At 76.5% G+C, this 26,526-nt stretch carries 20 protein-coding genes; 6 read left to right on the plus strand and 14 right to left on the minus strand.

The window, feature by feature from the left end:
* Nucleotides 1–38: 38 nt before the first annotated feature.
* Both ACWDBE_RS21000 and ACWDBE_RS21005 read right to left on the minus strand, forming a co-directional pair.
* Complete coding sequence (locus ACWDBE_RS21000) at nucleotides 39–1,622, minus strand: glycerol-3-phosphate dehydrogenase/oxidase (protein WP_449808749.1); 1,584 nt, start codon at nucleotides 1,620–1,622, stop codon at nucleotides 39–41.
* Entirely contained in the window at nucleotides 1,619–2,221 is a 603-nt protein-coding gene (locus tag ACWDBE_RS21005) for a TetR/AcrR family transcriptional regulator (RefSeq protein ID WP_449788633.1), read from the minus strand. The genes ACWDBE_RS21000 and ACWDBE_RS21005 overlap by 4 nt, the downstream gene beginning before the upstream one ends.
* 74 nt (nucleotides 2,222–2,295) lie before the next feature.
* On the opposite strand from ACWDBE_RS21005, the gene ACWDBE_RS21010 reads away from it, so the two are divergent.
* The 3 genes from ACWDBE_RS21010 to ACWDBE_RS21020 all read left to right on the plus strand — a co-directional run bounded on the left by ACWDBE_RS21010 (nucleotide 2,296) and on the right by ACWDBE_RS21020 (nucleotide 6,397).
* A complete protein-coding gene (locus ACWDBE_RS21010; protein WP_449788634.1) occupies nucleotides 2,296–3,864 on the plus strand; it encodes an FAD-binding oxidoreductase in 1,569 nt (522 codons plus the stop codon).
* Nucleotides 3,861–4,769, plus strand: a complete 909-nt coding sequence (locus ACWDBE_RS21015) for a diacylglycerol kinase (RefSeq protein WP_449808750.1) — start codon at nucleotides 3,861–3,863, stop codon at nucleotides 4,767–4,769. Before ACWDBE_RS21010 ends, ACWDBE_RS21015 begins: the two co-directional genes overlap by 4 nt.
* A gap of 461 nt (nucleotides 4,770–5,230) precedes the next feature.
* A complete protein-coding gene (locus ACWDBE_RS21020) occupies nucleotides 5,231–6,397 on the plus strand; it encodes a Cmx/CmrA family chloramphenicol efflux MFS transporter (RefSeq protein WP_449788636.1) in 1,167 nt (388 codons plus the stop codon).
* 362 nt (nucleotides 6,398–6,759) lie between these two features.
* On the opposite strand, the gene ACWDBE_RS21025 is transcribed toward ACWDBE_RS21020, so the two are convergent.
* From ACWDBE_RS21025 to ACWDBE_RS21040, 4 genes are all read right to left on the minus strand, one after another.
* Nucleotides 6,760–9,285, minus strand: coding sequence for an FtsX-like permease family protein (locus ACWDBE_RS21025; protein ID WP_449808751.1), 2,526 nt, complete (start codon nucleotides 9,283–9,285; stop codon nucleotides 6,760–6,762).
* Nucleotides 9,282–10,145, minus strand: coding sequence for an ABC transporter ATP-binding protein (locus ACWDBE_RS21030; RefSeq protein WP_449808752.1), 864 nt, complete (start codon nucleotides 10,143–10,145; stop codon nucleotides 9,282–9,284). Before ACWDBE_RS21030 ends, ACWDBE_RS21025 begins: the two co-directional genes overlap by 4 nt.
* A gap of 105 nt (nucleotides 10,146–10,250) precedes the next feature.
* Nucleotides 10,251–11,045 carry an aminotransferase class IV gene (locus ACWDBE_RS21035; protein WP_449788639.1) on the minus strand — a complete coding sequence of 265 codons (795 nt, stop codon included), beginning with the start codon at nucleotides 11,043–11,045 and terminating at the stop codon, nucleotides 10,251–10,253.
* Complete coding sequence (locus tag ACWDBE_RS21040; protein ID WP_449808753.1) at nucleotides 11,038–12,069, minus strand: GNAT family N-acetyltransferase; 1,032 nt, start codon at nucleotides 12,067–12,069, stop codon at nucleotides 11,038–11,040. Before ACWDBE_RS21040 ends, ACWDBE_RS21035 begins: the two co-directional genes overlap by 8 nt.
* Nucleotides 12,070–12,298: 229 nt before the next feature.
* On the opposite strand from ACWDBE_RS21040, the gene ACWDBE_RS21045 reads away from it, so the two are divergent.
* Together ACWDBE_RS21045 and ACWDBE_RS21050 are read left to right on the plus strand one after the other, a co-directional pair.
* Complete coding sequence (locus ACWDBE_RS21045; protein WP_449808754.1) at nucleotides 12,299–13,573, plus strand: hypothetical protein; 1,275 nt, start codon at nucleotides 12,299–12,301, stop codon at nucleotides 13,571–13,573.
* A complete protein-coding gene (locus tag ACWDBE_RS21050) occupies nucleotides 13,480–14,652 on the plus strand; it encodes a glycosyltransferase family 4 protein (protein ID WP_449788704.1) in 1,173 nt (390 codons plus the stop codon). Before ACWDBE_RS21045 ends, ACWDBE_RS21050 begins: the two co-directional genes overlap by 94 nt.
* Here ACWDBE_RS21050 and ACWDBE_RS21055 read toward each other — a convergent pair.
* The 4 genes from ACWDBE_RS21055 to ACWDBE_RS21070 form a co-directional block, all read right to left on the minus strand.
* Nucleotides 14,624–14,986 (minus strand): hypothetical protein, encoded by a 363-nt coding sequence (locus ACWDBE_RS21055; protein ID WP_449788642.1) that lies wholly within the window; start codon nucleotides 14,984–14,986, stop codon nucleotides 14,624–14,626. The two genes, ACWDBE_RS21050 and ACWDBE_RS21055, sit on opposite strands and share 29 nt — an antisense overlap.
* A gap of 68 nt (nucleotides 14,987–15,054) precedes the next feature.
* Nucleotides 15,055–15,711 (minus strand): response regulator, encoded by a 657-nt coding sequence (locus tag ACWDBE_RS21060; protein WP_449808755.1) that lies wholly within the window; start codon nucleotides 15,709–15,711, stop codon nucleotides 15,055–15,057.
* The gene (locus ACWDBE_RS21065) at nucleotides 15,696–16,949 is read right to left on the minus strand and encodes a sensor domain-containing protein (RefSeq protein ID WP_449808790.1); all 1,254 of its coding nucleotides are present in this window, start codon (nucleotides 16,947–16,949) and stop codon (nucleotides 15,696–15,698) included. Before ACWDBE_RS21065 ends, ACWDBE_RS21060 begins: the two co-directional genes overlap by 16 nt.
* A gap of 64 nt (nucleotides 16,950–17,013) precedes the next feature.
* The gene (locus tag ACWDBE_RS21070) at nucleotides 17,014–18,012 is read right to left on the minus strand and encodes a DMT family transporter (protein ID WP_449788645.1); all 999 of its coding nucleotides are present in this window, start codon (nucleotides 18,010–18,012) and stop codon (nucleotides 17,014–17,016) included.
* Nucleotides 18,013–18,117: 105 nt separating this feature from the next.
* On the opposite strand from ACWDBE_RS21070, the gene ACWDBE_RS21075 reads away from it, so the two are divergent.
* Nucleotides 18,118–19,002, plus strand: a complete 885-nt coding sequence (locus ACWDBE_RS21075) for a LysR family transcriptional regulator (RefSeq protein ID WP_449788646.1) — start codon at nucleotides 18,118–18,120, stop codon at nucleotides 19,000–19,002.
* Between the two features lie 340 nt (nucleotides 19,003–19,342).
* On the opposite strand, the gene ACWDBE_RS21080 is transcribed toward ACWDBE_RS21075, so the two are convergent.
* The 4 genes from ACWDBE_RS21080 to ACWDBE_RS21095 all read right to left on the minus strand — a co-directional run bounded on the left by ACWDBE_RS21080 (nucleotide 19,343) and on the right by ACWDBE_RS21095 (nucleotide 26,329).
* Entirely contained in the window at nucleotides 19,343–22,315 is a 2,973-nt protein-coding gene (locus tag ACWDBE_RS21080) for a hypothetical protein (RefSeq protein WP_449788647.1), read from the minus strand.
* The gene (locus ACWDBE_RS21085; RefSeq protein ID WP_449808756.1) at nucleotides 22,315–24,222 is read right to left on the minus strand and encodes an HSP90 family protein; all 1,908 of its coding nucleotides are present in this window, start codon (nucleotides 24,220–24,222) and stop codon (nucleotides 22,315–22,317) included. Before ACWDBE_RS21085 ends, ACWDBE_RS21080 begins: the two co-directional genes overlap by 1 nt.
* A gap of 133 nt (nucleotides 24,223–24,355) precedes the next feature.
* The gene (locus ACWDBE_RS21090) at nucleotides 24,356–25,396 is read right to left on the minus strand and encodes a hypothetical protein (protein ID WP_449788649.1); all 1,041 of its coding nucleotides are present in this window, start codon (nucleotides 25,394–25,396) and stop codon (nucleotides 24,356–24,358) included.
* Nucleotides 25,397–25,531: 135 nt separating this feature from the next.
* A complete protein-coding gene (locus ACWDBE_RS21095; RefSeq protein WP_449808757.1) occupies nucleotides 25,532–26,329 on the minus strand; it encodes a hypothetical protein in 798 nt (265 codons plus the stop codon).
* Nucleotides 26,330–26,526: the final 197 nt, after the last annotated feature.

Here is a 26,526-nt window from a genome sequence, read left to right on the forward strand (position 1 = left end):
CGGGTCGAGCCGGACCTCGCGCCCCTCCCCCGGGCCGCTCAGCCCTCCTGACCCGCCTCGCGGCACTCTCCGAGGATCTCCTCGACGGTCTTGCGGGCCCGCTCGGCGTCCTCCGCGACCAGCCCGATCCTGGTGCGGCGGTCGAGCACGTCGGCCACGTCCAGCGCGCCCTCGTGGCTGACGGCGTAGGCGATCTCGGCGCGGGTCACGTCCAGGCCCTCCGCGACCGGCGTCAACTCCCCCGCCGCCAGCACCTCGTGGGCCGCACCACCGTGGCGCGCGAGCAGCGAGGCGGGCACCGAACCGGCGCCCCCATCCCCGGTGGGCAGCGGGCGGCTGTCCCGGTGGCCGGGGGCGCCGATCAGCGGCAGCCGGGCCGTCCAGCAGGCCCGGGCCGACAGGCCGCGCAGCCGGACGGCGGCGTCCACCGCGTCCTCGGCCATCTTGCGGTAGGTGGTGAGCTTGCCGCCGACCACGGTGACCACCCCGTCCGGGTTCTCCAGCACGGCGTGCTCGCGGGAGATGTCGGCGGTGCTGCCGTCCCCGGTGTCGATCAGCGGGCGCAGCCCGGCGTGGGCCCCGCGCACGTCCGCCCTGGTCAGAGCGGTCTCGAGGGCCGCGTTGACGGTGTCGAGGAGGAAGGAGAGCTCGGCCTCGGTGGGCTGGGGCTCGTCCGGGATCGGGCCCGGGGCGTCCTCGTCGGTCAGGCCGATCGCGACCCGGCCGAGCTGCTGCGGCAGGGCGAAGACGAACCGGCTGGTGGAGCCGGGCACCGGGACGGTGAGGGCGGCGGTCGGGTTGCCGAGCGCCTGCGCGTCCACCAGCAGGTGGGTGCCCCGGCTGGGCCGGAGCCTGATCGAGGCGTCCACCTCGCCCGCCCAGACGCCGGTGGCGTTGACCACCGCGCCGGCCCGGACGGCCAGTTCCTGCCCGGTGAGGGTGTCGACCAGCCGGGCCGAGGTGCCGGTGACCTGCTCGGCGCGCACCCTGGTCAGCACGCTCGCCCCGTACTGCGCGGCGGTCCTGGCCAGGGCGACCACCAGTCGGGCGTCGTCCACGAGTTGGCCGTCGTGCGCCACCAGCGCGCCGCGCAGCCCGTCCGTCCGCACGCCCGGCACCAGCCGGCGGGTCCGGTCGGCGTCGATCCGGCGCACCCGCGGCAGCAGCGCGCCCGGGGTGCCGGCCGTCAGGCGCAGCGCGTCCCCGGCGTGGAAGCCGGTGCGGATCAGCGTGGCCTGGCCGGGGCGCAGCAGGTCGGGGAGCAGCGGCACCAGTTGGGGCAGCGCCCGGATCAGGTGCGGGGCGGTGCGGGTCATCAGCACGCCGCGCTCGACGGCGCTCTCCCTGGCCACCTTGATCCGCCCGGAGGCGAGGTAGCGCAGGCCGCCGTGCACCAGCTTGGAGCTCCAGCGGCTCGTGCCGAAGGCCAGGTCGCGGGCCTCGACCAGCACCGTGCGCAGGCCGCGTGAGGCCGCGTCCAGGGCCACGCCGGCACCGGTGACGCCGCCGCCGATGACCAGGAGGTCGATCCGGGGGCCGTCAGCGAGCGCTTCGAGCTCCAGCGTGCGGCGTGCGGCGTCGAGTCGGGAGGTCCCGGCGTACGGGCCTGCGGTGGGGGTCATGGAGCGAGGTATCCGTTCAGTGCTCTGGCCAGTTCGCGCCGCCAGGCCGCCTCGGGCAGCAGGGAGGCGACCATGCGGTGCGACTGGACGGTGGACTGGGCGATCAGCAGGACCATGGCGGCCAGTTCGAGCGGCTCGCCGGCCCGGATCGAGCCGTGCTCCTGGCCCTGCTCGATGCCGGTGCGCAGTGCCTCCAGCAGGCCGCGCTGGCTGGCGCCGAGCCGCTCGACGACGTACTGGAGGAGCAGGTCGGAGTCGTCGGAGTGCAGCAGTGCGCCGAGCACCGGGTGGTCGCGCAGCCGGACGGCGATCTCCACGACCCGGTCGACGAGGGTCTCCCGGTCGTGGACGTCCAGCCCGGCGCCCTCCAGGGTGGTCATGATCTCCCGGGTGAGCAGTGCGCCGATCACCGCCCGGACGTCGGGCCAGCGGCGGTAGACGGTCGGGCGGCTGACCCCGGCGCGGCGGGCGATCTCGGCCAGCTGGGTGCGGCGCACGCCGAGGTGGACGATCAGGTCGGCGGCGGCGTCCAGGATCGCGTCGTCGGTGCTGCGCTCCCCGGCGGCCGGGGGCTGAGGCTCGGCGTTACTACTTGACATGATGTGTGAAACTGTAACGCATGGCACCTGAAACGCAAGCGGGACCGGCCGGCGCCGCACTTCCGCTCCCCCCGATGAAGTGGGACGCCTGGGGCGACCCGGCCCTGGCCAAGGAGCTGTCCGCCGACATCAAGGGACTGCTCGCCGCGGCCCTCGGGGTGACCGGCGATGCCACCCCCGGGCCGAGCGCCGACGAGGTCGTGCTGCGCCCGTCCCGGCTCTCCGCCGAAGCCCTCGCCGCCCTGGCCGCCGCCGTCGGCGAGGCCAACGTCAGCGCCGCCGACGCCGACCGGCTGCCGCGCGCCGGCGGCAAGTCCACCCCGGACCTGCTGCGCCGCCGCAGCCGCGAGGCGCAGGACGCGCCCGACGCGGTCGTGCTGCCCGGCGACGAGCAGGAGGTCGCCGCCGTCCTCGCGGTGTGCGCCGAACTCCGCATCGCCGTCGTCCCGTTCGGCGGCGGCACCAGCGTGGTCGGCGGCCTCGACCCCGAGCGCGGCGGCCTCGACGCCGTCGTCTCGCTCGACCTGCGCCGCTTCGACCGGCTGCTCGACCTGGACGAGACCTCCGGCGAGGCCGTCCTCGGCGCGGGCCTCACCGGCCCGGCCGCGGAGGCGCTGCTCGCCGAACGCGGCTGGGAGCTCGGTCACTACCCGCAGAGCTTCCGCTACGCCACCATCGGCGGCTTCGCGGCCACCCGCTCCTCCGGCCAGGACTCCGCCGGGTACGGACGCTTCGACGAGATGGTGCGCGGCCTGCGCGTCGTCACCCCCGCCGGCGTGCTCGACCTCGGCCGCGCCCCCGCCTCCGCCGCAGGCCCCGACCTGCGCCAGCTCTTCCTCGGCTCCGAGGGCACCCTCGGCGTGATCACCGCCGTCCGGCTGCGGGTTCACCCGCTGCCCGCCGTCAAGGCGTACGAGGCGTGGAGCTTCCCCGACTTCGCCACCGGGGCGGCCGCGCTGCGCGCCGTCGAGCAGCAGGGCACCGGCCCGACCGTGATCCGGCTCTCCGACGAGGCCGAGACCATGATCAACCTGGCGATGACCGAGCAGATCGGCGGCGCCCCGGCGGTCAGCGGCTGCCTGGCCGTCACCGTCTTCGAGGGCAGCGCCACCCAGGTCGCCGCCCGGCAGCAGCTCACCCGCGACGCCCTGCTCGCCGCCGGCGGCACCTCGCTCGGCGAGGCCCCGGCCCGGGCCTGGGAGCACGGCCGGTTCAACGCCCCCTACCTGCGCGACTCCCTGCTCAGCGCGGGCGCGCTGTGCGAGACCCTGGAGACCGCGACGAGCTGGAGCCGGCTGCCGGCCCTGCGCACCGCCGTCACCGAGGCGCTCACCGGGGCCCTGCCCGGTGCCCTCGTGCTCTGCCACATCTCGCACGTCTACCCGACCGGCGCCTCGCTCTACTTCACCGTCGTCGCCGCGCTCGGCGAGGAGCCGCTGACCCGCTGGGGCGTCGCCAAGCGCGCCGCCGGGGACGCCATCATCGGCGCGGGCGGCACCATCAGCCACCACCACGCCGTCGGCGCCGACCACCGGCCCTGGATGACCGAGGAGGTCGGCGATCTCGGCGTGCGCATCCTGCGCGCCGTCAAGGCCGAACTCGACCCGGCGGGCATCCTCAACCCGGGCAAGTTGATCCCGTGAACGGGGTGAGAACCGTCCGCAGGGTCGCCGTTCTCACCAACCCGGCGGCGGGCGTCGGCCATGCCGAGCCCGCCGCCCACCGGGCCACCGCCCGGCTGCGGGCCCTCGGCGTCGAGGTCGAGCCGCACGCCGGGCGCTCCCCCGAGGACGCCGTCCGCCTCGCCCGCGAGGCGGCGGCCGACGGGGTGGACGCGGTGGCCGTGGTCGGCGGCGACGGCATGATCAACCTCGCCCTCCAGGCCCTGGCCGGCACCCCCGTGCCACTCGGCGTGATACCCGCCGGCACCGGCAACGACCACGCCCGTGAGTACGGGCTGCCGCTCGGCGCCCCCGAAGCCGCCGCCGACGTCATCGCCGCCGGGCGCACCCGCGGCATCGACCTCGGCCGGGTCACCGGCCCGGACGGCGCCGTCCGCTGGTACGGCTCCGTCCTCGCCACCGGCTTCGACTCGCTCGTCAGCGACCGCGCCAACCGGCTGCGCTGGCCGCGCGGCCGGATGCGCTACAACCTCGCCATCGCCGCCGAGTTCGCCAACCTGCGCCCGCTGCCGTTCCGGATCACCCTCGCCGACGGCACCGTCATCGAACGCGACCTGACGCTGGCCGCCGTAGGCAACACCCGCAGCTACGGCGGCGGCATGCTGATCTGCCCCGCCGCCCTGCCCGACGACGGGCTGCTCGACGTCACCCTCGTCGACGCCATGCCGCGGCTGCGCATCGCCCGCTTCTTCCCGACGCTCTTCAAGGGCACCCACATCAGCCACCCGGAGGTCACCACGCTGCGCACCGAGTCCCTGCGGATCGAGTCGCCCGGCATCACCGCCTACGCCGACGGGGAGTTCATCACCTCGCTCCCGGTGGACGTCGCGGTGGCGAAGGACGCCCTGCGGGTGCTGGTGCCGTGAGCCGGTGACCGGCGCCGCCCGACGGCGGCCGGGTCGGCGAACGACGCACGGCGAACGGCGAACGGCGGAGGGTCCGCGCACTCCGGTGAGTGCGCGGAGCCCCGGTACCGCCAGTGGGTCAGGTTCTGCTGGTTGGTGAACGCCCGGCCGGCGACGGACAGGACGCCGCGGGAGTCCAGCGCGGCGATGATCTTCTTCGATCTTCTTCACGCCGCCCTGGTGGGTCGGAACCGGGTGCTCCGACAGCGGACGGTCGGGTAGCCTGCGGGCATGTCGAGCCCTGAGGCATCCAAGGTGGGGGCTTTCGGTCACACGCCGTCAGCCCCCTGAAACCCGCCACCCCCGAACCGAACCACCGAGTTCCGGTCCGGGCGAGCGCCACGTCCGCGCCGTCCGGGGGCTGAGCGTGCGGTGACGAGACGTCCGTTCCTCGTTCCCACCGCCCTCCTCGGAGCCTCTCCATGCCTCTTCCGCTCTACCTGCTCGCCCTGGCGGTGTTCGCCATGGGCACCTCGGAGTTCATGCTCGCCGGGCTGTTGCCCGACCTCGCCGCCGACCTCGGCGTCCCCGTCGGCACCGCCGGCGGGCTGACCTCGGCCTTCGCGGTCGGGATGGCGGTCGGCGCGCCCCTGATGGCCGTGCTCGTCCGCAACCGGTCGGGTCGCGGCAGCCTGCTCGGGTTCGTCCTGGCCTTCGCGGCGGCACACGCCGTCGGGGCGCTCACCGCGAGCTTCCCGGTGCTGTTCGCCACCCGGGTGGTGGCCGCGCTCGCCAACGCCGGGTTCCTGGCGGTGGCCCTGACCACCGTCGCCGCGCTGGTCCCGGCGGACCGCAAGGGGCGGGCGATCGCCGTGCTGCTGTCGGGAACGACGGTGGCGACGGTGGCCGGCGTCCCCGGCGGGGCGGCGCTGGGCGCGCTGTTCGGGTGGCGGGCCACGTTCTGGGCCGTCACCCTGCTCTGCCTTCCGGCCGCCGCCGGCATCGCCGCGTACCTTCCGCCGACGGTCACTTCGGCACCCCTGATCCCGACCCCGAGCGCGCCCCCGGCCCTCGCGCTGCGCACGGAGCTCGCCGAGCTGCGCCGCCCGCGGCTGCGACGCGCGATGCTGGTCGCCGCGCTGGTGAACGCGGCGACCTTCGGCTGTTTCACCTTCCTCGCTCCCGTGGTGACCGGCCCCGCCGGACTGGGCGAGCCGTGGGTGCCGGTCGCCCTGGTGCTGTTCGGCGCCGGGTCGTTCGCCGGGGTCACCGTCGCCGGACGGCTCGCGGACCGGCACCCCGGCCGGCTCCTCGCCGTCGGCGGCCCGCTGCTGCTCGCGGGCTGGCCCGTGCTCGCCGTCCTGGCGGACGTACCCGGCGCGCTGCTGCCGCTGGTGTTCCTGCTGGGCGCGCTGTCCTTCGCGGTCGGCGGCACGCTGATCACGCGGGTGCTGTACGAGGCGGCCGACGCCCCCACCCTGGCGGGCGCCTACGCCACCGCCGCGCTCAACCTCGGGGCCACCGCCGGCCCGCTGCTCGCCGCCGCGACCCTCGGCACCGCGGCCGGCGGCCTCGGGCCGTACTACGCCGCCGGCCTGCTGGTCGCCACGGCGCTGCTGGTCGCGACGGCACGGCCGCCGGTCGGCTGAGGAGCCGCAGTCCGGCGGCGCCGGAACGCGAGTGCCGCGGGGCACGGCACGCCCTGTGGCACTCCGGCGGCCGGGGCGGCCCAGGTCCCGCTCACCGCGCGGCAGCGGCAGCGCGGCCTCCTCGTCGTCGTGCCCGAGGTGGAAGCCGGCCAGTCCGCGCCAGACGGCAGGACCGGTGAAGCCCATCCGGCGGTCGTGGTACCAACTGATCGGACGTCACGATCAGCCCGAATAGGGCCCGTTGGTTCTTCCGGTGGTTTCGTCTGCCACCCACTCGGGCCGTCGCCCTCGCCCGAACGAGGGGTGCGCCCGAGTCGTCCTCGAGCGCACCCCTCTCACCGCGTCCCGCTTCCGCTCCGCCGCTACTGGCGTGCCGTGCCCAGCGTCGCCGGCCGGGTCCGCAGCAGCGCCCGGACCGGCACCCCGGTCGCCGCGAGGCAGAGCAGCACGGCTCCGGCGGCCAGCGGCAGGGCGAGCATCGGCGGCACGTACGGGGCGGAGTTGGCGACGCCCCGGGTGACCGGCACCAGGGTGATCCCGGCGATCGCCGCGCCGACCGCCAGCCCGGCCGAGGCGACCAGCAGCGCCTCCCAGCGCATCATGCCGCGCACCTGGCGCCGGGTGGTGCCGGCCAGTCGCAGCAGCGCGACCTCACGGCGCCGGTCCAGCACCGTCATCACCAGGGTGTTCGCGGCGCTGACGGCGGCGAACCCGCCGAGCACGGCGGCCATCACGGTGTTGGCCCAGCCGCTGAGTTCCAGGCCCCTGTCGGCCTGGGCGACGAAACCGGCCCGGTCGGTCACGGCGACCCCGGTCAGGGCGCCCAGTCCGGCGGTCACCGCCGCGGGGTCGGCGCCCGGCGCGTCGGCGACCAGCACCTGGCTGTCGTACCCGGTGGTGACGTGCGTGGCCACCGCGGCCCGGGGCAGCAGCGCCTGGCCGACGCCGAGCCCACGGTCGTACACCGCCACCACGGCGGGCCGCACGGCGGTGCCGTCGCCGAGCCAGAGCTTCACCCGGTCGCCGACCCCGGCGCCGAACGCGTCGGCCATGGTGGCGCTCAGCGCGATGGTGTCGGGGGCGCGGCCGAGGTCGGCGAGCGAGCCGCTGCGCACGCCCAGGTCGAGCACCTTCGGCAGCCGGGCCGGGTCGCCGTCGACGCCGAGCACGGGGGCGGAGCCCGGCTGGCCGAGGTTCTCGAAGACGACTCCGGTGCGCAGCACGCCGACGGCGGTGTCCACGCCGGGCACCCGGGCGGCCCGCTCGGCCGTCCCGGCGGGCAGGCCGGGGCCGGTGGAGGCGATCACGTGGTCGGCGGTGACACCGGCCCGGACGTTCTCGCCGGTGGTGTGGCGCACGGTGCTCTGGAGGATCAGCAGGGTGCCGCAGAAGGCGGTGACCAGCACGATCGGGGTGATCGCGGAGGCCAGCCGGCGGGCGTTGGCGCGGGTGTTGTCGGCGGCCAGCGAGCCGGGCGCGCCGCCGGCGCGCAGCGGGGCGCCGAGCACCACGGCGGCGGCGCGGGCCAGCCAGGGGCCGAGCAGGGCGACGGCCAGCATGAAGCACATCACCACGCCGATCGCGGTCTGGGCGGCCTTGGCGCCGTCCAGGGAGGTGGCGACGGCGGCAGCCGCGACGCCACCGGCGACGAAGACCAGCCCGAGGACGGTGCGCACCCGGCCCGGGCGGGGCGGCTCGGCGGCGGCCTCGCCGAGCGCCTGGGCGGCCCGCATCCGAGACGGCCGGCGGGCGGCCAGGAAGCCGGCGGTCAGCGCGGCGAGGGTGCAGACCAGGACGGCGGCGAGCACCGGCAGCGGACCGACGTCCAGGCGGACGTCCGCGGGGACGGCGCCGCGCTCGACCAGCTGGCCGAACCACCAGCGGGCGAGGGCGAGTCCGGGCAGGACACCGAGGACCGCTGCGAGCGGTGCGACCAGCATCGCCTCGGCGGCGATGGTGCGGCGGATCTGGCGCGGGGTGGCGCCGATGGCACGCAGCAGGGCGAACTCGCGGGCGCGCTGGCCGGTGGCGAGGGCGACGGTGCTCATCACCACGAAGACCGCGGTCATGGTGGCGTAGCCGCCGAAGGTGCCGCCGAGCGCGATCAGCATGGTGCGGGCGTCGCCGAGGGCGGGGTGCTCGACGGCGCTCCGGTCGTGCCCGGTGAAGGTCCTGGCGTCGCCGCCGACGGCCTGGCGGACCTGCGCGGCGAGCGCGGCGGTGGTGACGCCCTCGCGGGGCTGTACGGCGACGGCGTCGATCCGGCCGGGGTGGCCGGAGAGGCGGTCGGCGGTGGCGTCGGCGAACCAGGCGGTGGGGCCGGCCTGCTGGGCGGCGGCCAGGCCGGAGACCCGGTAGTCCGCGGTGCCGCCGGGCGCGGTGAGCGTGAGGCTCGCGCCGGGCACGAGATGGGCGGCGTGCGCCGTGTCGGCGTCCAACACCACCTCGTTCGCGCCGGGGGCGCGGCCCTCGACCAGCTTGTCGCCCGGCCCGGCGATGCCGAGCGCGGCGAAGCCCCGGCCGGTCAGGGCCGGCGCCCGGTCGGTGGCGGGCAGCGGGAAGGCGGTGTCCGGGCGGGCGGCCGCGACCCCGGGCAGGGCGGCCAGCCGGGCGACCAGCGCGGCGTCCGTCCGGGCCCGCTCCGGGACGGCCTGCCCCTCGGTCTCGGTGTCCTCGCCGATCTTCCGCTGGAACTTCACGGTCTGCTCGGCCGCGACCACCACCGGGGCGGCCGCGTACCGGGTCGGCGCGAGGCTCGCGGTCAGGCCGGTCTGCAACAGCACTCCGCAGGCGACCACCACGGCGGCGCCCAGCAGCAGGGCGACCAGGGTGCCCGCGAAGGACGCGGGCCGGAAGCGCACCGAGGCGCGCGCGAGTCCGTTCGTCATGCCGCCGCTCCCACCGGGCGGGCGGTCAGCGCGACCATCCGGTCCGCGACGGCCTGCGGGGTCGGGTGCGGCAGGTCGTCGACGATCGCGCCGCCGGCCAGGAACAGCGCCCGGTCGGCGAAGGAGGCCGCCACCGGGTCGTGGGTCACCATCACCACCGTCGCGCCGAGCGAGTCCACGGCCTGCCGCAGCAGGGACAGCACCTCGTGCGCGGTCCGGGTGTCCAGCGCGCCGGTCGGCTCGTCGGCGAACACCACGTCCGGGCGGGTGATCAGCGCGCGGGCGATCGCCACCCGCTGCTGCTGGCCGCCGGAGAGCTGGCCGGGCCGCCGCCCGGCGTGCTCGCCGAGGCCCACCCGTGCCAGCAGCTCCCGCGCCCGGGCGCGGTCCTGGCGCTCCCCGGCGAGGCGCTGCGGGAGCAGCACGTTCTGCTCGACGGTCAGCGAGGGCAGCAGGTTGAAGGACTGGAAGACGAAGCCGATCCGGCTGCGGCGCAGCTTGGTCAGCCGGTTCTCGCCGAGCGCGGTGATGTCCTCGCCGCCCAGCAGGACCTGCCCGGCGTCCGGGCGGTCCAGGCCCGCCGCGCACTGGAGGAAGGTGGACTTGCCGGAGCCGGACGGGCCCATCACCGCGGTGAAGCTGCCGTGGGCGAGCGCCAGGTCGACGCCGCGCAGCGCCTGCACCGTCTCCTCGCCGCGCCCGTAGTCGCGGCGCACCCCGCGCAGCTCGATCGCGGGGGCCGCCTGCGGGGCCGGGGCGTACGGGGCGCCGCCGAACCGGTCCGCGGTGTGGCCGTGGCCGTGGCCGTACCGGTCCGTTCCGAACTCGTCGGTCCTGCGGTGGTCTTGGCGGCGTGCCATGGGTGGGCCTTCCTTCGGTTCTGCGTCGCTCGTCGTCAACGCGCTCAAACCTAGGAAGCGCGGGCTCCGTGGACCATGCAGGCCACCGGCGGACCTGAGGTGGGGTTATCCCCCCACCCGTTCGCCGGGAATCCCCAGGTAGGAGGCTCGCAGCTCGGCGAGCACCGGGTGCGCGGGGTCGAAGGCGGTGCCGTCCACGGCCGCCAGCGGACGCACCCCGGCGCCCGCGTTGACCGCGAAGGCGGCGGTGAAGCGGGCCAGCGCGTCGGCGGGCAGCTGCGCGCGGGACTGCGGGCCGCGGTACGCGGCGGACAGCAGGGCCTCGGTGACGCCGGGCAGGCTGGGGCCCTGCGGCCAGACCAGCTCGTCCCCGGCCAGGAAGCCGACGTTCCAGGTCGCGCCCTCGACCACCAGGCCGCCCTCGTCGACCAGCAACACGTCGTCGAAGCCCGCCAGTTGGGCCTGCCGGCGGTGGTGCACCAGGCCGAACAGGCCGACGTGCTTCACCTCCGGCAGCTCCCGCCGGTAGGGGGTGGTGCGGACCCGCAGCGGGGCGGGGTCGGACGTCGCGGCCGGGCGGGTGGTCACCAGCAGGGCGGGTGCGGCCGGGGCGGCGGGGCGCTCCAGGCCGAGCGCCGGGTCGTACACGGTGACGCGGACGATCACCGGCGCGCCGTCGGCCGGCAGCACCGCACCGATCCGCTCCCGCACGACCGCCCGGTCCAGTTCGGTGCCGAACAGCAGCCGGCAGTCCCGGACCAGCCGGTCCAGGTGCAGCGCCAGACCGCGCACCCGGCCCGCCTCGGCGCGCAGGGTGGTGAAGTGCCCGTAGTTGAGCAGCCCCAGCGCGGCCAGCCGCGCCGGGTCGGCGGGGGCGCCGTCGATCTCGATCTCAGCCATCCCCCGAGTCTGCCAGCCGCGAGGAAACCGGCCGGACCTGCTCCGGCGCCGCCCGCCCGGGCGAGGCCTGCTCCGGCAGCGGGGGCTCCGGGAGACGGGATTCCGGCAGCGGGGACTCCGGCAGCGGCACCGGGCGGTACGGGCTCGCCACCGGCCGTCCCGCCGCCCTGGCCAACCGTTCGAACTCCTCGATCCGGTACGCCAGGCCCTCCGGCTCCCCGGCGTCCGACCAGCGCCACGCCTCCGCCCACCACTGCGGGCCGCGCACCAGCGGCCGGCCGGCCAGCGCCAGGTACAGGGCGAGCGTGGAGCGGGCGTACTCGTGCACCCAGCCGTCGCAGCCCCGGTAGTCCGCCGTCTCGTCCAGCCGCAGCCAGCGGCCCTCCTGCCCGGCGGCCAGTATCGGCACCCAGCCGCGCAGCCGGTCCTCGACCAGCAGGAGCAGCCGGCCGTCCTCCTCCCGCACGCGGTGCGCGGGGAGTTGGGGCATCCGGGCGAAGGACAGCGAGCGCTTCCAGCCCACCACCCACAGGCCCCGGCGCAGGTAGTAGCGGACCGCCGGCTGCCAGGCCCAGTGCGCCTCCAGCCGGAACCCGGGCAGGCCCTCGGCGGTGGCCGCCGCGTACACCTCGTCCAGCGCGGCGGCGGCCAGGCCGCGGCCGCGCGCCTCCGGGGTCACGTAGAGGGAGGAGACGGCGAGCTGGCTCGGGCCCTTCGTCCAGTTGTCCACCGCGACGGTACCGACGGCCGTGCCGCCGTCGCCCTGGATCCAGTAGCGGCGCCGGTACAGCTCGCCGCCGGGCCACTCCCGCCCGCTCTCCCCCAGCCGCTCCCGCCACCCGCGCTCCGCCTGCGGCGCCAGCCCGTCCGGGTCCACCAGCTCGCCCAGCCCGCCCTCCACCAGGGACGCCAAGTCCCAGAGCGCGAACCGCCGTTCCTCCCCCGGACCGGCCGCCCGCAGCCGCGGCCCCGCCGCCAGCCGGTCCTGCGCCCGCTCCACCGCCGCATCCCACGACCTCAGCACACGGCGAGGATAGCGGGCCCGTCGGGACGATCAGTAATCCACCTGCCACCGAACGTCAGTGCGGGCCGGGGGCGTTCGGCTCCCGGGCCGGACGGACCGGCTCGCCGCCCGCGGCAGTGGGCCGGTGCCGCGGACACGTGCGGCGCCCGGGCGGAGGTAGGGGAAACCCGACCACGGGACTCGACTTGACCCTGCTGACCCCGCCGGCCTGCGGCGATGCAATGAAGGGGTGACGAAACGGGCGTGGTGGTGGTGCGGTGGATGGCTGGCCGCGGCGGGGTGGGCGGGGGCGTTCCCGCTGGTGTCCGGGCTCGGGCCGCACCGGAGTTGGGGGGCCTGGGCGGCCGGTGGGTACCTGCTCGCGGCGCTGGTCGTGGCGACGGCACGGCGGCGCGGGCCCGAGCTGTCGGTGGCCGTCGCGGCCGTCGGGGCGGTGCTGGTGCCGCTGCTCGTGCTGCTGTCGACCGGGCAGGGGCAGAGCGAGGTCGGGGTGATCGAGCGCTCCGGGTCACTGCTGCTGCACACCGGCACGCCGTACCGGGCCGACCCGCAGGCCGTCGAGGAGTACGACCCGTACCTCCCGGGGATGGCCCTGCTGGGCCTGCCCCGGGCGCTGCTGGGCGGTTCGCCGCTGGGTGACGCCCGGCTCTGGTGCGCGGCGGTCTTCCTGGTCTGCGCGCTGCGGACGGTGCCCGCCGGGCGCCGGCTCGGCGCCGCCGCGCTCACCGCCTCGCCGGTGGTCGCGCTGCCGCTCTGCGTCAGCGGGGTCGACCTGCCGCTCATCGGCCTGTGCCGGCTCGCCCTGGTCCGCGCCGCCGAACGGCGGCCGGTGGCGGCCGGGTCGGCGCTGGCCGCCGCCTGTTCGCTGAAGTGGACGGCCTGGCCGGCGCTCGCCGTGATGGCGGCCCTGTTGGCGGCCGCCGCCGGGCGGCGCGCGGCGCTGCGCGGGACGGCCGTCGCGGTGGGGGCGGCGGCGGTGGCGGTGCTGCCGGTGGCGCTGCGCGCGCCCGGGCCGCTGGTGGAGCAGGTGTTCGCCTTCCCCACCGGTCGCGGCCGGCTGGCGACCCCGGCCGCCAGCCCGCTGCCCGGGCGGCTGCTCGCCGATCTCGGCCCGGTGGGCTGGTACGCCGCCGTCGGCCTGCTGCTGCTCGCCGGGCTCGCCGTCGGGGCCTCACTGCTCACCCGCCCGCCCCGCACCGCGGCCGCCGCGGCGCACCGGCTGGCCCTGGGGCTGTCGGCGGCCTTCCTGCTGGCGCCCGCCGGGCGGTTCGGCTACCTCGCGCTGCCGCTCGTCCTCGTCCTGCTCTCCTCCTCGTCCTCCGTTCCGAAAGGCCTGCCATGGGCACCACCCTCGTCGTCACCAACGACTTCCCGCCGCGCCAGGGCGGCATCGAGACCTTCGTCCGGGCGATGGCCGACCGCGTCCCCGGTCACGACGTCGTGGTCTACACCTCGGCCGAACCGGGCGCCGAGCGCCACGACGCCGCTCTCCCCTACCCGGTGATCCGCGACCGCGCCCGCGTGCTGCTGCCGACCCCGCGGGCCACCCGGCGGGCCGCGGAGATCGCCCGCGCCCACGGCTGCGACCGGGTCTGGTTCGGCGCCGCGGCCCCGCTCGCCGCGATGGCGCCCGACCTGCGGCGGCTGGCCCCGGGAATCCGCCGCACCGTCGCCACCACCCACGGCCACGAGATCTGGTGGGCCCGCACCCCGGGCGCCCGCGGCCTGCTGCGCCGGATCGGCCGCGGTACGGACGTGGTGACCTACCTCGGCGCCTACACCCGGGCCCGGATCGCGCCCGCGCTCGGGCCGGACGCCCGGCTGACGCGCCTGGTGCCGGGGGTCGACCCGTCGGTGTTCCGGCCCACCGGCGCCGGGAGCCCGGCGACCGCACCGGTGGTCCTCTGCGTGGCGCGACTGGTCCCGCGCAAGGGCCAGGACGCGCTGATCCGGGCGCTGCCCGCGGTCCGCCGGGCCGTGCCCGGGACCACCCTGGTGCTGGTCGGCCGGGGCCCGGACGAGGGCCGGCTGCGGGGCCTCGCCCGCCGGCTCACCGAGCCGGGCAGCGTGGTGTTCACCGGCGGCCTCGACCATGCCGCGACCGCCGTCCACTACGCCGGGGCGGACGTCTTCGCGATGCCGTGCCGCACCCGCCGGCTGGGCCTGGAGGCCGAGGGCCTGGGCATCGTCTTCCTGGAGGCGGCGGCCGCCGGCCTCCCGGTGGTGGCCGGCCGCTCCGGCGGCGCCCCGGACACCGTCCTGGACGGTGTCACCGGCGCGGTGGTCGACGGCCGGGCCCCCGCCGAGGTGGCAGCCGCCCTGACCCGGATCCTGCTGGCCCCGCCCGCCGAGCGCGCCCGGATGGGGGCGGCGGGGCGGCGCTGGGCCGAGGAGCACTGGACCTGGGAGGCCTCGGCCCGGCGGCTCACCGACCTGCTCGACCCCGCCGTGCCCCTGCCGGAAGCGGCCGCTCAGGACACCCCGGCCACTGCGGGCAGCGCTCCGGCCGCTCCGGACGCCCCGGCCACTGCGGGCGGCGCTCCGGCCGCGCACGTCACTCCGGCTGCCCCCGCAGGTGCCTGACCAGGCGGGCGATCGCCGGGGCCCCGCCGTTGGCGTGGACCGCCGTCACCCAGTTCCGCGCCTGGCCGGCCAGGTCGTCCCGGCTCGGGCAGGAGAAGCTGAACAGCCAGACGTGGGCGGACAGATCACGCTCCGGCAGTGCCCGCCACTCCTCGCCGCCGGCCTGCGTCAGCATGTCCTGGCAGGCCGTCAGCGCCTGGTCGCCGTCCCCGGCCCACTCCTGGCGCAGCCACAGCAGGAAGTTCGCCTGGGCCGTCGTGGTGTCGTCCTTGGTCGCCTCGCCCTTGAGCAGTCGGTTGACGATCGCGCTCTGGGGTTCCCGTGTCCTTGCCATGACGCCATCGTTCCGGCACCGCGACCGCCCTGACAAGGGGGTGGTCCGTCATCCGGCGGGCCGGTCGCTCACTCCCCGCGCAGGTGGGCCAGCACCGCGAGCACCCGCCGGTTGCCCTCCGTCGGATCCAGGTCCAGCTTCATGAAGATGTTCCCGCAGTGCTTCACCACCGAGGCCTCGGTGATGCTCAACCGGCCCGCCACGGCCTGGTTGTTGAGGCCTTCGGCGATCAGCGCGAGCACCTCGCGCTCGCGCGGGGTGAGACGGGCGAGCGGGCGGTCGGCGCACTGGCCGCGCAGCAGCACCCGGACCACCTCGGGGTCGATCACCGTCTCCCCTCCGGCGACCCGCCGCAGCGCGTCCAGGAACTCCGCGACGTCGCCGACCCGGTCCTTCAACAGGTAGCCCAGACCGGCCGGTTGGGCACCGGCGGCGGCGAGCAGCCGGGTCGCGTACGGGGTGGCCACGTACTGGGAGAGGACCAGGACGGGCAGGCCCGGGTGGCGCTCGCGCAGGGCGAGGGCGGCGCGCAGGCCCTCGTCGGTGTGGTCGGGGGGCATCCGGACGTCGGTGAGCACGATGTCGGGACGGTCGGCGTCGACGGCCGCCGCCAGCGCCCGGGCGTCGCCGACGGCGGCGGTCACCACGTGGCCGCCGAGGGCGAGGAGTTCGACCAGTCCGGCGCGCAGCAGCACCGCGTCCTCGGCGATCACGACCCGGAGCACGGCACCTCCAACCGCAGCGTCGTCGGGCCGCCCGTCGGGCTCGTCACCATCAGCCGTCCTCTCAGCAGTGCCACCCGGTCGGCGAGCCCCGCCAGCCCGGCCCCGGCGGCCGGGTCGGCCCCGCCGCGGCCGTCGTCGGTCACCTGGACGACCAGCCGACCGTGCGAGACCCGCCCGTGGACGGTGATCGCGGTGGCACCGCTGTGCTTGGCGGCGTTGGTGAGCGCCTCGGTGACGGTGAAGTAGGCGGTGGTCTCCACGGGGGCGGGCAGCCGCTCCGGGAGCTCGATGTCGGTGGCCACCGGGATCGGGTGGCGCTGGGCGACCTCGTCCACGGCGGCGGCGAGCCCGTGGTCGGTGAGCACCTGCGGGTGGATGCCGCGCACCAGCCCGCGCAGCTGCTCCAGGGCCTGCCGGGCCTCGCCGCGCGCCCGGGTGACGAGTTCCGCCGCCCGGCCGTCCCGCTCGCGCAGCTCGTACTCGGCGAGCCCCAGGGTCATGCTCAGCGCGACCAGCTGCTGCTGCGCTCCGTCGTGCAGGTCGCGCTCGATCCGTCGCCGCTCGGCCTCGAAGGCATCGGCCAGCCGGGCACGGGAGCGGGTGAGTTCGAGCACCTGGCGGCCGAGGTCGTCCTCCCGGGGCCCGAGCAGGAAGCGGGCCAGGGCGACCTCGGCGGCGGTCAGCAGCGCACCGGCGTAGGCGCAGAGCAGCAGGCCGGCCAGCCCGGCGGCGGCGAACGGCAGGGCGGCGAGCGGCCCGTGGACGGTGTGCCCGGGGATCAGCATCACCGTCTCCGGCGCGAGCGCCCAGACCACCAGCGGGGAGAGCACGTACAGGCCGGAGAGCACCAGGAGGACGGTGAAGCCGAGCGCGGCGGCGGCCAGCACCGTCGAGGCGAGTACCGCGTGGGCGAGTTCGCGCCAGGTGGCGCGCTCGCGCAGCCGGGTGCGGATGCGGGCGCGGCGGCCCGCCCCGGGCAGGCTTCGGTGCGGGTCGGGCAGCGGCACCGGCTCGACCAGCCGCAGCCGCCACCGGGCCGCGGTGGCGGCCGGGATGCCCGCGAGTGCCAGGGCGAGCAGCACCGGCAGCCCGATGCCGACCACCGACAGGCCCACGCCGAGCACCAGCAGCACCGCGAGGACCACCAGCTGCACCGGGCCGAGCAGGGCGCTGCCCAGCAGGTACGCCCAGCAGCGCGGCACCCGGCCGGTGAAGGGGAAGCGCAGGTGCGCCCACAGCGCCTCGCGGACGGACGCCGGCCGCCGCTCCCCCTCGCTGCTCCCCTCGCTCACCCGGTCAACCCTAACGGAGCGTCGGACGGCCCTTCGGGGCTCCGCCCGGGGCCGCCGCCTGGGCCTCCGCCGGGGCCTGCGCCCGGGCTGCCTCCCGGGCTGCCCCCTGGGCCTCCGCCCGGGCCCGGCGCGGCCTGGTCAGCGCGACGGCCACGATCACCAGCGCGCCGCCGGCCAGGGCGTTCCAGCCCACCGGCTCGTGCAGGACGGCCGCGCCGAGCGCCGTCGACCAGAGCGGCATCGCGTACGTGACGGCGGAGGCCACGGTCGTCCCCGCACTGCGCACCAGCGCGATGTTGAGCAGGTACGCCAGACCGGTGCCGAGCACGCCGAGCACCAGCAGGGCGAGCGCGGCGCCGGCCCCGGGCCAGTGCGGGACGCCCGCGGCGAGCGGTGCGACCAGGGCCAGCTCGACGGCGGCACAGGTGATCTGGAGCACGGACAGAGCGGCCACCGACTCCGAGCGGCCGGACAGGAAGCGACGCAGATAGACGTAGCCGGCGCCGTAGCAGCAGGTGGCGGCCAGGCAGGCCAGCGCCCCGGTCGTCGCGCCGGCACCGAGGCCGTGCCAGACCCCGAGCAGGGTGAGCACGCCGAGGAAGCCGAGCCCGAGTCCGGCCAGCCGCCGGGCGCCCGGGCGGCGCTCCTCGGGGACGGTCAGCACCGCGAACAGCAGGGTGAACAGCGGGGTGGTCGCGTTCACCACCCCGGCGAGCAGCGAGCTGACCCTGGTCTCGCCGAACGGGAAGAGGGTGAACGGCACGGCGTTGAGCAGCACCGCCACCACCGCCGAGTGGCCCCACAGCGCCCGGTCGCGCGGGACCCGCTCGCCGCGCACCGCGAAGATCACCCACAGCGCGGCCGCGCCCAGCAGGCAGCGCCACAGAGCCACCCAGATCGGCGGCACCCCCGCGTCGACCGCCACCTTGATCAGGGCGAAGCTCGCGCCCCAGATCGCCGACAGGGCCACGAAGCCCGGCAGCCAGCGCCGCATCCCCACCACCTCCATGTCCGACTCCCGTGTCCGAGTCCGTGCCATCAGCTGGACAGAGACTGGCCCGGCGCCACACCATGAGTCCAACAAGTGGCACTGCACCGGCGATGAGGAAGTCTCATGACCTCGGACGTCAACCTGGCCCAGCTCAGGGCCCTGGTCGCGGTCGCCGACACCGGTGGCTTCGGCACGGCCGCCGACGAGTTGGGCATCAGCCAGTCCGCGGTCTCGCACGCCGTCGCCGCCCTGGAACGGGCCCTCGGCGCGCCCGTGCTGTGGCGCGGCAGCCCGTGCCGCGCCACCCCACTGGGCGAACAGGTCCTGCCGCACGCCCGGACGGCCGTCGCCTCGGCCGCCGCCGTCCGCGCGATCGCCGCCCGGCACTCCGGCGGCCTGACCGGCACCATACGGCTGGCGGCGCCGACCACCGTCTGCCAGGCACTGCTGCCCGGACTGCTGAAGGACTGGCGGGCGGCCCACCCGCAGCTGACCGTCCGGGTCTTCGAGGGCGAGGACGACGAGCTGCCGGCCTGGCTGGAGGCGGGGATGGTGGACGCCGCCGTACTGATGGACGTCGGCCGGCTGCCGCCCGGGGCGGTCGCGCTCGGCGCCGACTCCATGCACGTGCTGCTGCGCCGCGACCACCCGCTGGCTGGTGAACCGACCGTACACGTGGCCGAGTTGGAGGACGACGACTTCCTGCTCTCGGAGGGCGGCTGCGAGCGCCACGTCCGCGAGGCCTACCGACGGGCCGGGGTCCGCTTCACTCCGCGGCACCGCATCCGCGACCTGAACACCCTGATCGGCATGGTGCACGCGGGCCTCGGGGTGTCGGTGATGCCCGCGCTGGCGCTGACCATGCTCCCCGCCGACTGCGTGCTGATCCCGATCCGCCCCGCCGTCCACCGGACGCTGACGCTCACCGGGCCGAGCGGCCGCCCGTGGTCCCCGGCGGTCAGCGGTCTGCTGGCGGGCGTGGGCGCGGACCTCGTCGGCAGGATCTGAGCGAGCCCGCCGCCAGGGCCTGACCGAGCCCCGCCGCCAGGGCCTGAGCTGCCGCAACGGCTCCCCCACCGGTCGGGTGGATTCACCGGCGGCTGACGGGGCGCCCGGCGAGGGGGCGAGCGGTGGGGTGGAGGAGCTGTGGGGTGGAGGAGCTGTGGGGTGGAATGCGCTGATCCACGCCGTTTCGGCGCCCACGGCCGTTGCCGTCGCCGCTGGACGGGGAACGAGGTGCCGGGCGCCGGCGGCCAGTGCGGCGTCCGGGCCGACGACGGGCCCTGCGACGGAACGACCGCCGGTGGGGCGGGGCCCGGGCCCCGCCCCACCGGCAGGACGCGGGGCGTCACTCGCCCGCGAACTGCTCCCGCAGGTCCGCCAGGATCTCCGCGGCCTCCGACAGACCGGCCGCCTCGCAGCGCGCGATGCCGGCCGTCAGCCGGGCCACCGCCGCGTCGGTGCGGCCGAGGTCACTGCCCTCGATCAGCGCGGCCAGCCGGACGGCCTCCGCCCGTGGCGACTCGGCCTGCCCGCCACCCGCCTCGTACTCCGGGATGGCCCGCTCGACCTCGGCCAGCGCCTCCTCGTGCCGCCCGGCGACGGCCAGCGCGCGTGCCCGCTCGTAGTGCGAACCACCGCGCAGGTACCAGGAGTTGTACTCCATGCCGGCCCGTTCGGCGGCCTCGCCGAGCGCGTCCGCCTCGGCCAGCAGGGCGAGCGCGGCCGGCAGCCCCTCCGCGCCCTTCGCCCGCGTCGTCAGCCGCACCAACTCCCGGAGGGTGGCGGCCAGTTGGTCCACCTGGGGGGCCTTGCCGTGAGCCTCACGGGCCCGGGCCAGTGCCGCGTCGGCGGCGTCCCAGCGCTCGGCCCGGGCGAGCGCCACGGTGGCCTCGCAGGCGACCATGGTGTGGGTCTCCTGCTCCTCCCAGCCGGCCACCTGGTCGGCCAGCCGCAGGTACTCCTCGGCGGCGTCCCGGTACTCCTCCAGCTCGGACAGGCCCCGGGCGAGGTCCAGCCGGGCCTGGGCGAGCATCCGGCCGTCCAGCCGGGCCGCCGACGCGTCCAGCAGCACCGACTCCAGCACGGCCACCGCGTCCGCCGCCCGGCCGGTGTCGCGCAGCACGTCGGCCAGCTGCAGGCGCACCTGGGCGGCCTCCTCGACCGCCTCGGCGCCCTTGCGGTCGTAGCGCGCGGCCGCCTCCGACAGCGCGCGGACCGCGCCGCCGAGGTCGCCCACCCGGAGGCAGGAGTGACCGAGCATCATGTACGTCGGCGCGAACGGGTAGGAGTCGTCGCCCCAGCGGACGGCCTCGGCCAGCGCCCGGTGGAACACCTCGACCGCCTGGCCGGGCTCGTCGCCCTGCAGCAGCACCTGGCCCAACAGGCCGAGCACCCGCGGGGTGTGCCAGGGCAGCTCGGCGGCGTCCAACTGAGCGAGCACCTCCCGCAGTTCGGTCTCCGCCTCGGCCAGCCGGCCCGCCCGGGCGGCGGCGTCCGCGGTGTACTGCCGGGAGGTGGCGGCCCGCCGCTCGGAGCCGAGCTCCACGGCCGCCCGCCGGTACGCCCCGACGGCCGCCTCGAAGCGCTCGGCCACCTCGGCAACGGGCTCGGGCAGCGTCTCGACCAGGTCGTGGTGGGCGGCGTAGGCGCGGGTCTGCAGCACGATCAGGTAGTCGTCGTCGGTCAGTTCGCCGTGGGCGCGCAGCTCCTCGGCCCGGACGAGCGCCGCGTCGAGCGCCGCCCAGTCGGGCCTCCGGGCGCCGCTGCCCTCCCCGTCACCATTGCCGCCTCCTTCGCCGTCACCCTTGACGTCGCCGTCGCCGTCGCTCTCGTCCAGGTCCGCGATCAGGGTCCGGGTGCGGCACATCAGCGCCGACCCGGCCAGCCCCGCCTCCTCGAACAGGTCGGCGGCCGCCAACAGTCCGGCCTTGCCCTCGGCGTACGCGTCGCGCTGGAGCGCCTCGTGGGCGCGCTGCTCGGCGAGTTCGGCGCGCAGTCGCTCGGGACCGCCCAGCTCGGCGCTCTCCGGATGGACGAAGTCCGCGGCCTCGACGCGCTCGGCGACCCGCTTCCACAGCCGGTCGGAGTCCGGGTGGCCGAGCACCTCCAGCTCGCGGGCGCGCAGCACCAGGGCGGTGAAGTCCTCCGGCTCCGGCTCGACCTCCCGGCGCGGCGCGGGGGCGACGGCCGGGGCGGCGGACAGCCCGGGCGCCGCGGCGGCCCGCACGCCCAGCGCCAGCGGCTCGGCGAGCAGCGGCTCGGCGGCCAGCCGGGCGCGCCGCCCGGCGCCGACCGCGTCGGTGCCGTTGCGGGCGTCGAAGCGGGCGGCCAGGGCGCCGGCCTCGGTGCGCACGTGGGCGAGCAGGGAGTCCACCGTCCAGGTGGTGCCGGCCGGCCCGCTGACCGCCAGGTCGCCGTGGCCGGTCCGGGCGAGCCGGCCGAGCAGCACCTCGACGCCGGTCAGGAAGTCCAGCAGGGCCGCCGGGTCCCCCGTGACGGCGAACAGGCCGCGGTTCTCGGCGAGCAGTTCCAGGCCGCGCGGCTCGTTGCCGGACAGCGCGCAGAACTCGATGTGCAGGCCGAGGGCGCTCAGCATCGAGGCCTTGCCGCGGGAGTTGCGGTAGCCGGCGAGGTGGCCGGAGACGGCCTCGTCCAGCCGGCCCTGGCGCAGCTGGGCGAGCAGCGCGGTGGCCTGGCTGAGGTGGGGCTCCTGCTCGCAGCCGCTGCGGCCGTCCAGCACCGGGGCGAGCACCTCCAGCGCCCGGGCGTCGTCCCCGGCGGCGATGAAGTGCCGGGCCCGGGCGCGGGTCTCGCAGGCGTGGCAGTCGCTCAGCTCGGAGCGCCGGCGCGCCGCCCACAGCTCGTAGGCGTCCTGCACCCCGATGCCGGTCTGCACGGCCAGGTGGTAGCGCTGGGCGTAGTAGGGCTGGAGGTCGTGGCCGGCCGCGCGGTAGCGGTCGCGCAGCTCGGTGTGCCAGCGCCGGATCGCCGTGAGCGGGACGTCCGGGGTGTCCTTGAGCGCGTCGGCGACCCACTTGAAGCGCCAGAGCACCTGGTGCCGGGCCCATTCGCCGAAGCCGTCCGGGTCGGTGTCCCAGAGCTTGAGGATGCGGGCGAAGACGACCGGGCTCTTGCTGCGCTCGCCGTCGTACTCGTAGGCCTCCATCAGTTCCAGCAGGGCCATCGAGCGGACCCCGGTGTCCTCGAACTGCTCGGCGGCATCGACGAGTTCCTCGGCGGTGACGGTCCTGGTGCGGCCGTACGGGCGGGCGTCGTTCTCGCGCAGCGCGGCCATCACCGCGTCGGGGGTGTCCAGCATCACGCCTCCTTCTCGCCGTCGGACTTCTCGCCACCGGACTTCTCCCCGCCGGGGGAACCCGCCGCGCCGGCCGCCTCATGGCCGAGCATCGCGTGGTCGAGCAGGCTGATGAACGAGCGGTTGAGCAGGGCGGACTCGCTGGCCTTGAGCGGACGGCGGGTCATCAGCACGGCCTGCCCGTACAGCGCCTCGACGGCGGTGACGGCCAGCTCGCGGCTGGTGACGGTGGCGGCGCGGCGCACCAGCGGATTGAGGTGGTTGAGCACCAGCTGGGCGCGGGGCGCCTCGGCGCGCAGCGAGCCGAGGATGTCGGCCCACAACCCGTCGGCCTCGTCGGCGAGTTCGGCGCGGGTGCGCTCGTGCCTGGCCTCCCGGTTGTCGAGCAGCAGGGCGGGCGCGTTGGTCGGGTGGAAGCTGCGCAGCGCGACGTCGCAGTCGAACCGGCCGACCACCTCGCGGGCGATCGCCAGGAAGGCGTTGGCGGCCAGTTCGGCGGCCGGGTCGACGGTGTCCAGGTGCGCGGTGACGGTGCCCGGGTCGAGGTCGGAGACGGAGACCCCGGGGCGGATCTCGGGCAGCCGGCGCACCAGGTCGTGGTCGTAGGTGTAGCCGCCGTTGACCACGCCGAGTCCGGCCGCGCCGGCGATCGGGGCGACCTGCCGGAACTCCTCGACCGTGCGGGTCACCAGCACCACCGGGTGGCTGCGGGTGAACTCGTCCAGGGTGACGTTGCCGTCAGTGGTCTCGAACGGCAGCCAGGGCAGCATCATCCGCAGCAACTCGTCGTCGTAGCGGGCGAGTTCCTTGACGGCCAGGTGGTGGACGGACAGGAAGCGGTGCAGCAGGGCGGGGTCGCTCGCGGACAGGCCGGTCAGCCAGTCGCGGATCCGGGCGCCGAGCGCGTCACGGACGGCGGCCAGCGTCTCGTCGGCGTACAGGCCCTCGCGCGACGCGGTGGGGCGCAGCCCGTCGGTGTCGACGACGCAGCGGACGAAGAACGCCCAGTCCGGCAGCAGTTCGTCGGCCTGGTCGGAGAGCAGCATGCCCTTGAGGTGCACCCGGTGGCCGTTGCGGCGCGAGGGCGGGGCGGCGTCCGGCAGGACGTACGCGACGCCGCGCAGGCCGACCAGCGGCAGGTCCAGCTCGATGGTGTCGAGCGGGGTGAAGTCGAAGGCCGCGCGGCAGTACTCGGTGAGGGCGTCGCGCCGGGCGATCGGCGAGGCGTGGCGCTCGGCCCACGGCGGGGTGCGGTTGATCCGGTGCTCGGTGCCGTTGCCGTCGATCACGGTGACGTCGTGGCGCAGCAGGCTGCCGAAGTCCCGGGCGAGGGTGACGACCCGGCCGGGGCGGGTCCACTCGGCGGCGTCGGCGCGCGGGGCCAGCGTGACGGTGGTGCCGGGCTCGGGCTTGGCCGAGGCGGGCAGGGTGCGGATGGTGTAGCTGCCGTCGGAGCTGCCGCGCCACTCGATCGCCGGGGCGTCGGGGGTGGCGGCGGAGCGGGTGACCACGGTGATCTCGTCGGCGACCACGAAGCAGGCGAGCAGGCCGATGCCGAACTGGCCGATGAAGTCGCCGCGGGCCCGGGCCAGCCCGGCGCCGTCGAGCCGGCCGTCGGCGTCGCGCTTGGAGCTGCGGCCGATGGTGGCGAGGAAGGTGTGGACGTCCTGCTCGGTCAGGCCGATGCCGGTGTCGGTGACGGACAGCTCGTCGTCGGCGCGGACGGTGATCCTGGCCGGCGCCCCGGGGTCGAGGGCGCGGCGGGCGGAGATCGCGTCCACGGCGTTCTGCAGCAGCTCGCGCAGGTAGACCCGCGGGCTGGAGTAGAGGTGGTGGGAGAGCAGGTCCACCAGGCCGCGCAGGTCTACCTGGAAGGTGTGCGCACTCGTCAGGTTGTCGGTAGGGGACACCGGAGGCTCTTTCGATCGCGGGGTGGATGACGGTGGATGACGGTGGTGACGGTGGATGACGTGGTCGACGGGTGACGGACGGTGCCGTGACGGGCGGTGCCGTGACGGGCGGGTGGCGCTGACGGGGTACGGCTCAGCGCCAGTACGACGTGCAGCGGTCCCGGTGGGCGCGGAAGGCCTTGACCGGATCGCGCGACAGGTAGTGCCACGGCGCCTTGGTCACGAAGCCGTCCAGCGCCTCGAACAGCAGGCGTGCCGTCTTGGGCTGGTCGGCGAGGGAGAAGGCCATCGCGAAGGCGTTGAAGCTCGTCTGCCAGCCGCGCACCGGCGTGAAGTCGGGGTGCAGGACGGACCGGAAGGCCGCCTCCTGCAGCTCGCCGACCACGGCGGGGCTGGTCAGGTACGCGCGGTCCTCGCCGTCCGGGAGGGCCAGCCAGTGCTCCAGGTGCGCGAGCGCCACCAGCTCGCCGAGCTGGCTGCCCTCGGGCGCGGCGAGCATCGCGGTGCGGGCGAACTCGTGCATCTCCTCGTGCGAGCCGCCCCACTTGGCGCTCAGCTGCTGCAGCCGGGCGCGGTGCGAGCCGACGTTCCCGGGCGCCCGGCGCACGGCGGCCTCGAAGCGGACGGTGGCGACGTCCGCGCCGAGCGAGGCCCCCATGGCGCTCGTCTGCAGGAAGCTCCAGGGGGCGTGCCAGGACGGCTCGCGCTCGGCGGCCTCCAGCAGCTGTTCCTCGGCGGTGTCCAGCCGCTCGTGGAACACCTTCCAGCGCTCCTCGGTGACGTCCTTGGCCCGGGCGCCCGTCCTGGCCTCCCAGGCCCAGACGACGTGCCGAGCGCCGGACAGCACCAGCAGCAGCGCGTCGTCCGGGGTGTCGGCCAGCGCGCGGGCCGTCCACTGCTCGACCCTGGGCACGTCGGATATCGCCCCGACCAGGAAGGACAGGTCGGCGCCGTCGGCGGCGGCCAGCACGGGGCGCAGCGCGGGCCAGTCCCCGGCGGCGGCCTGGCGGAGCGCCAGGCGGGCCGTCTCGTCCCCGTACGTCGGGTCGAGCCGCGGCTCGCCGCCACCGGCCGCCGCGGGCGATCCGGTGCCCCGGCGGCCGAAGCCGAACCCGCGCCGCCCGGCTCTGTCCTGCGCGCCCTCCCCACCGGAGCGGCGTCGGAACAGCGGCATGTCTGGCCCCCTCGAACGTCATCGGCATCTTTCGCATGGCCGCACCGCACTGTGACCACGAGATAGGTACATATCACGGCCGACTGACATCCGTTTGCCCAGCCCAGCGCCCTGCGCGTGCGGGGAGGGGGTCGCTCAGCCCGCGGCGAGCCCGGCGTCCGGTGCGCTCCCGGCCTGCGCCTGTTCGATCCGCTGCACCAGCATCACCGCGAACCGCCGGGTGGCGGCCACGTCCACCGGACCGCCCTCGCTGGTCACGCTGGCCACCACGGTGCCCGAGCGCACCACGATCCCGACGCCCTCGCCCTCGGCCAGCGGCCCCTGGAAGGCCTGGCTCTCGCTGCCCAGCGCCGGGGTGTCGACCTTCCTGAACGGCCCGGCGGCGTACGAGGCGTAGTTCTCCTTCAGCCGCTGCGCCGCCGCGTCCCGGCTGGGCAGGGTGTCCACCAGGAAGCGCACGACGACGTCCCCCGAGGAGTACCGGACCGACCCGCTCAGCGGCTTTCCGGCGCAGGAGGCGGCCGCGGCGCCGGTGCAGGTGACCTTGTGGTCGGCGGTGTCGACCCTGCGCTTCTCCTCCTCCCACCCGGGCATCGCCTTGCCGTCCGGCAGCACCTGTCGGACCACCTTGTCGTCCAGCAGCGGCGCCTCCAGGTCCCCGTGCGGCGCCTCGGCGGCCGGGGCGGGTGCGGGGGCCGACGCGGAGGCGGCCGCCGGGGGCGTCCCGGGGGCGTCGGCGGCGGCCGGGGCGGACCCGGGGGCGGCCACGGCCGAGGCCGCCGTGGGCGCCGCCGACAGCGCCGCCGCCGGACCGGACGCGGCCGAAGCCGCCGTCCCGCCAGGGCTGTTCGATCCCCCGGAGGAGCACCCGGCCAGCACACCCGTCAGCACCCCGGCCGCCGCCACCGCGGCGAGCACCCTCCGACCACCCATCCCCGTCGCCTCCCCAGTCCTGTCAGTGACTGCTCAAGATAGCCGCAGCCCCGCCGCCCCCGAACGCCGGTGGGGGGGGGGGGGGGGGGGGGCCCCCCCCCCCCCCCGCCGGGGGGGGGGGCCCCCCCCGGGGGGGGGGCCCCCCCCCCCGGGGGGGGGGGGGGCGCGCCCCCCCCGGCACGCCCGGCGCACCCCGC

The organism is Kitasatospora sp. NPDC001132 (assembly GCF_053598415.1).

What these genes read in the sequence shown, in the direction of transcription:
- ACWDBE_RS21000 (WP_449808749.1), bottom strand. Translation starts at nt 1,622, where the DNA reads ATGACCCCCACCGCAGGCCCGTACGCCGGGACCTCCCGACTCGACGCC.
- ACWDBE_RS21005 (WP_449788633.1), bottom strand. Translation starts at nt 2,221, where the DNA reads ATGTCAAGTAGTAACGCCGAGCCTCAGCCCCCGGCCGCCGGGGAGCGC.
- ACWDBE_RS21010 (WP_449788634.1), top strand. Translation starts at nt 2,296, where the DNA reads ATGAAGTGGGACGCCTGGGGCGACCCGGCCCTGGCCAAGGAGCTGTCC.
- ACWDBE_RS21020 (WP_449788636.1), top strand. Translation starts at nt 5,231, where the DNA reads ATGCCTCTTCCGCTCTACCTGCTCGCCCTGGCGGTGTTCGCCATGGGC.
- ACWDBE_RS21025 (WP_449808751.1), bottom strand. Translation starts at nt 9,285, where the DNA reads ATGACGAACGGACTCGCGCGCGCCTCGGTGCGCTTCCGGCCCGCGTCC.
- ACWDBE_RS21030 (WP_449808752.1), bottom strand. Translation starts at nt 10,145, where the DNA reads ATGGCACGCCGCCAAGACCACCGCAGGACCGACGAGTTCGGAACGGAC.
- ACWDBE_RS21035 (WP_449788639.1), bottom strand. Translation starts at nt 11,045, where the DNA reads ATGGCTGAGATCGAGATCGACGGCGCCCCCGCCGACCCGGCGCGGCTG.
- ACWDBE_RS21050 (WP_449788704.1), top strand. Translation starts at nt 13,480, where the DNA reads ATGGCCGACCGCGTCCCCGGTCACGACGTCGTGGTCTACACCTCGGCC.
- ACWDBE_RS21055 (WP_449788642.1), bottom strand. Translation starts at nt 14,986, where the DNA reads ATGGCAAGGACACGGGAACCCCAGAGCGCGATCGTCAACCGACTGCTC.
- ACWDBE_RS21070 (WP_449788645.1), bottom strand. Translation starts at nt 18,012, where the DNA reads ATGGAGGTGGTGGGGATGCGGCGCTGGCTGCCGGGCTTCGTGGCCCTG.
- ACWDBE_RS21075 (WP_449788646.1), top strand. Translation starts at nt 18,118, where the DNA reads ATGACCTCGGACGTCAACCTGGCCCAGCTCAGGGCCCTGGTCGCGGTC.
- ACWDBE_RS21080 (WP_449788647.1), bottom strand. Translation starts at nt 22,315, where the DNA reads ATGCTGGACACCCCCGACGCGGTGATGGCCGCGCTGCGCGAGAACGAC.
- ACWDBE_RS21090 (WP_449788649.1), bottom strand. Translation starts at nt 25,396, where the DNA reads ATGCCGCTGTTCCGACGCCGCTCCGGTGGGGAGGGCGCGCAGGACAGA.
- ACWDBE_RS21095 (WP_449808757.1), bottom strand. Translation starts at nt 26,329, where the DNA reads ATGGGTGGTCGGAGGGTGCTCGCCGCGGTGGCGGCGGCCGGGGTGCTG.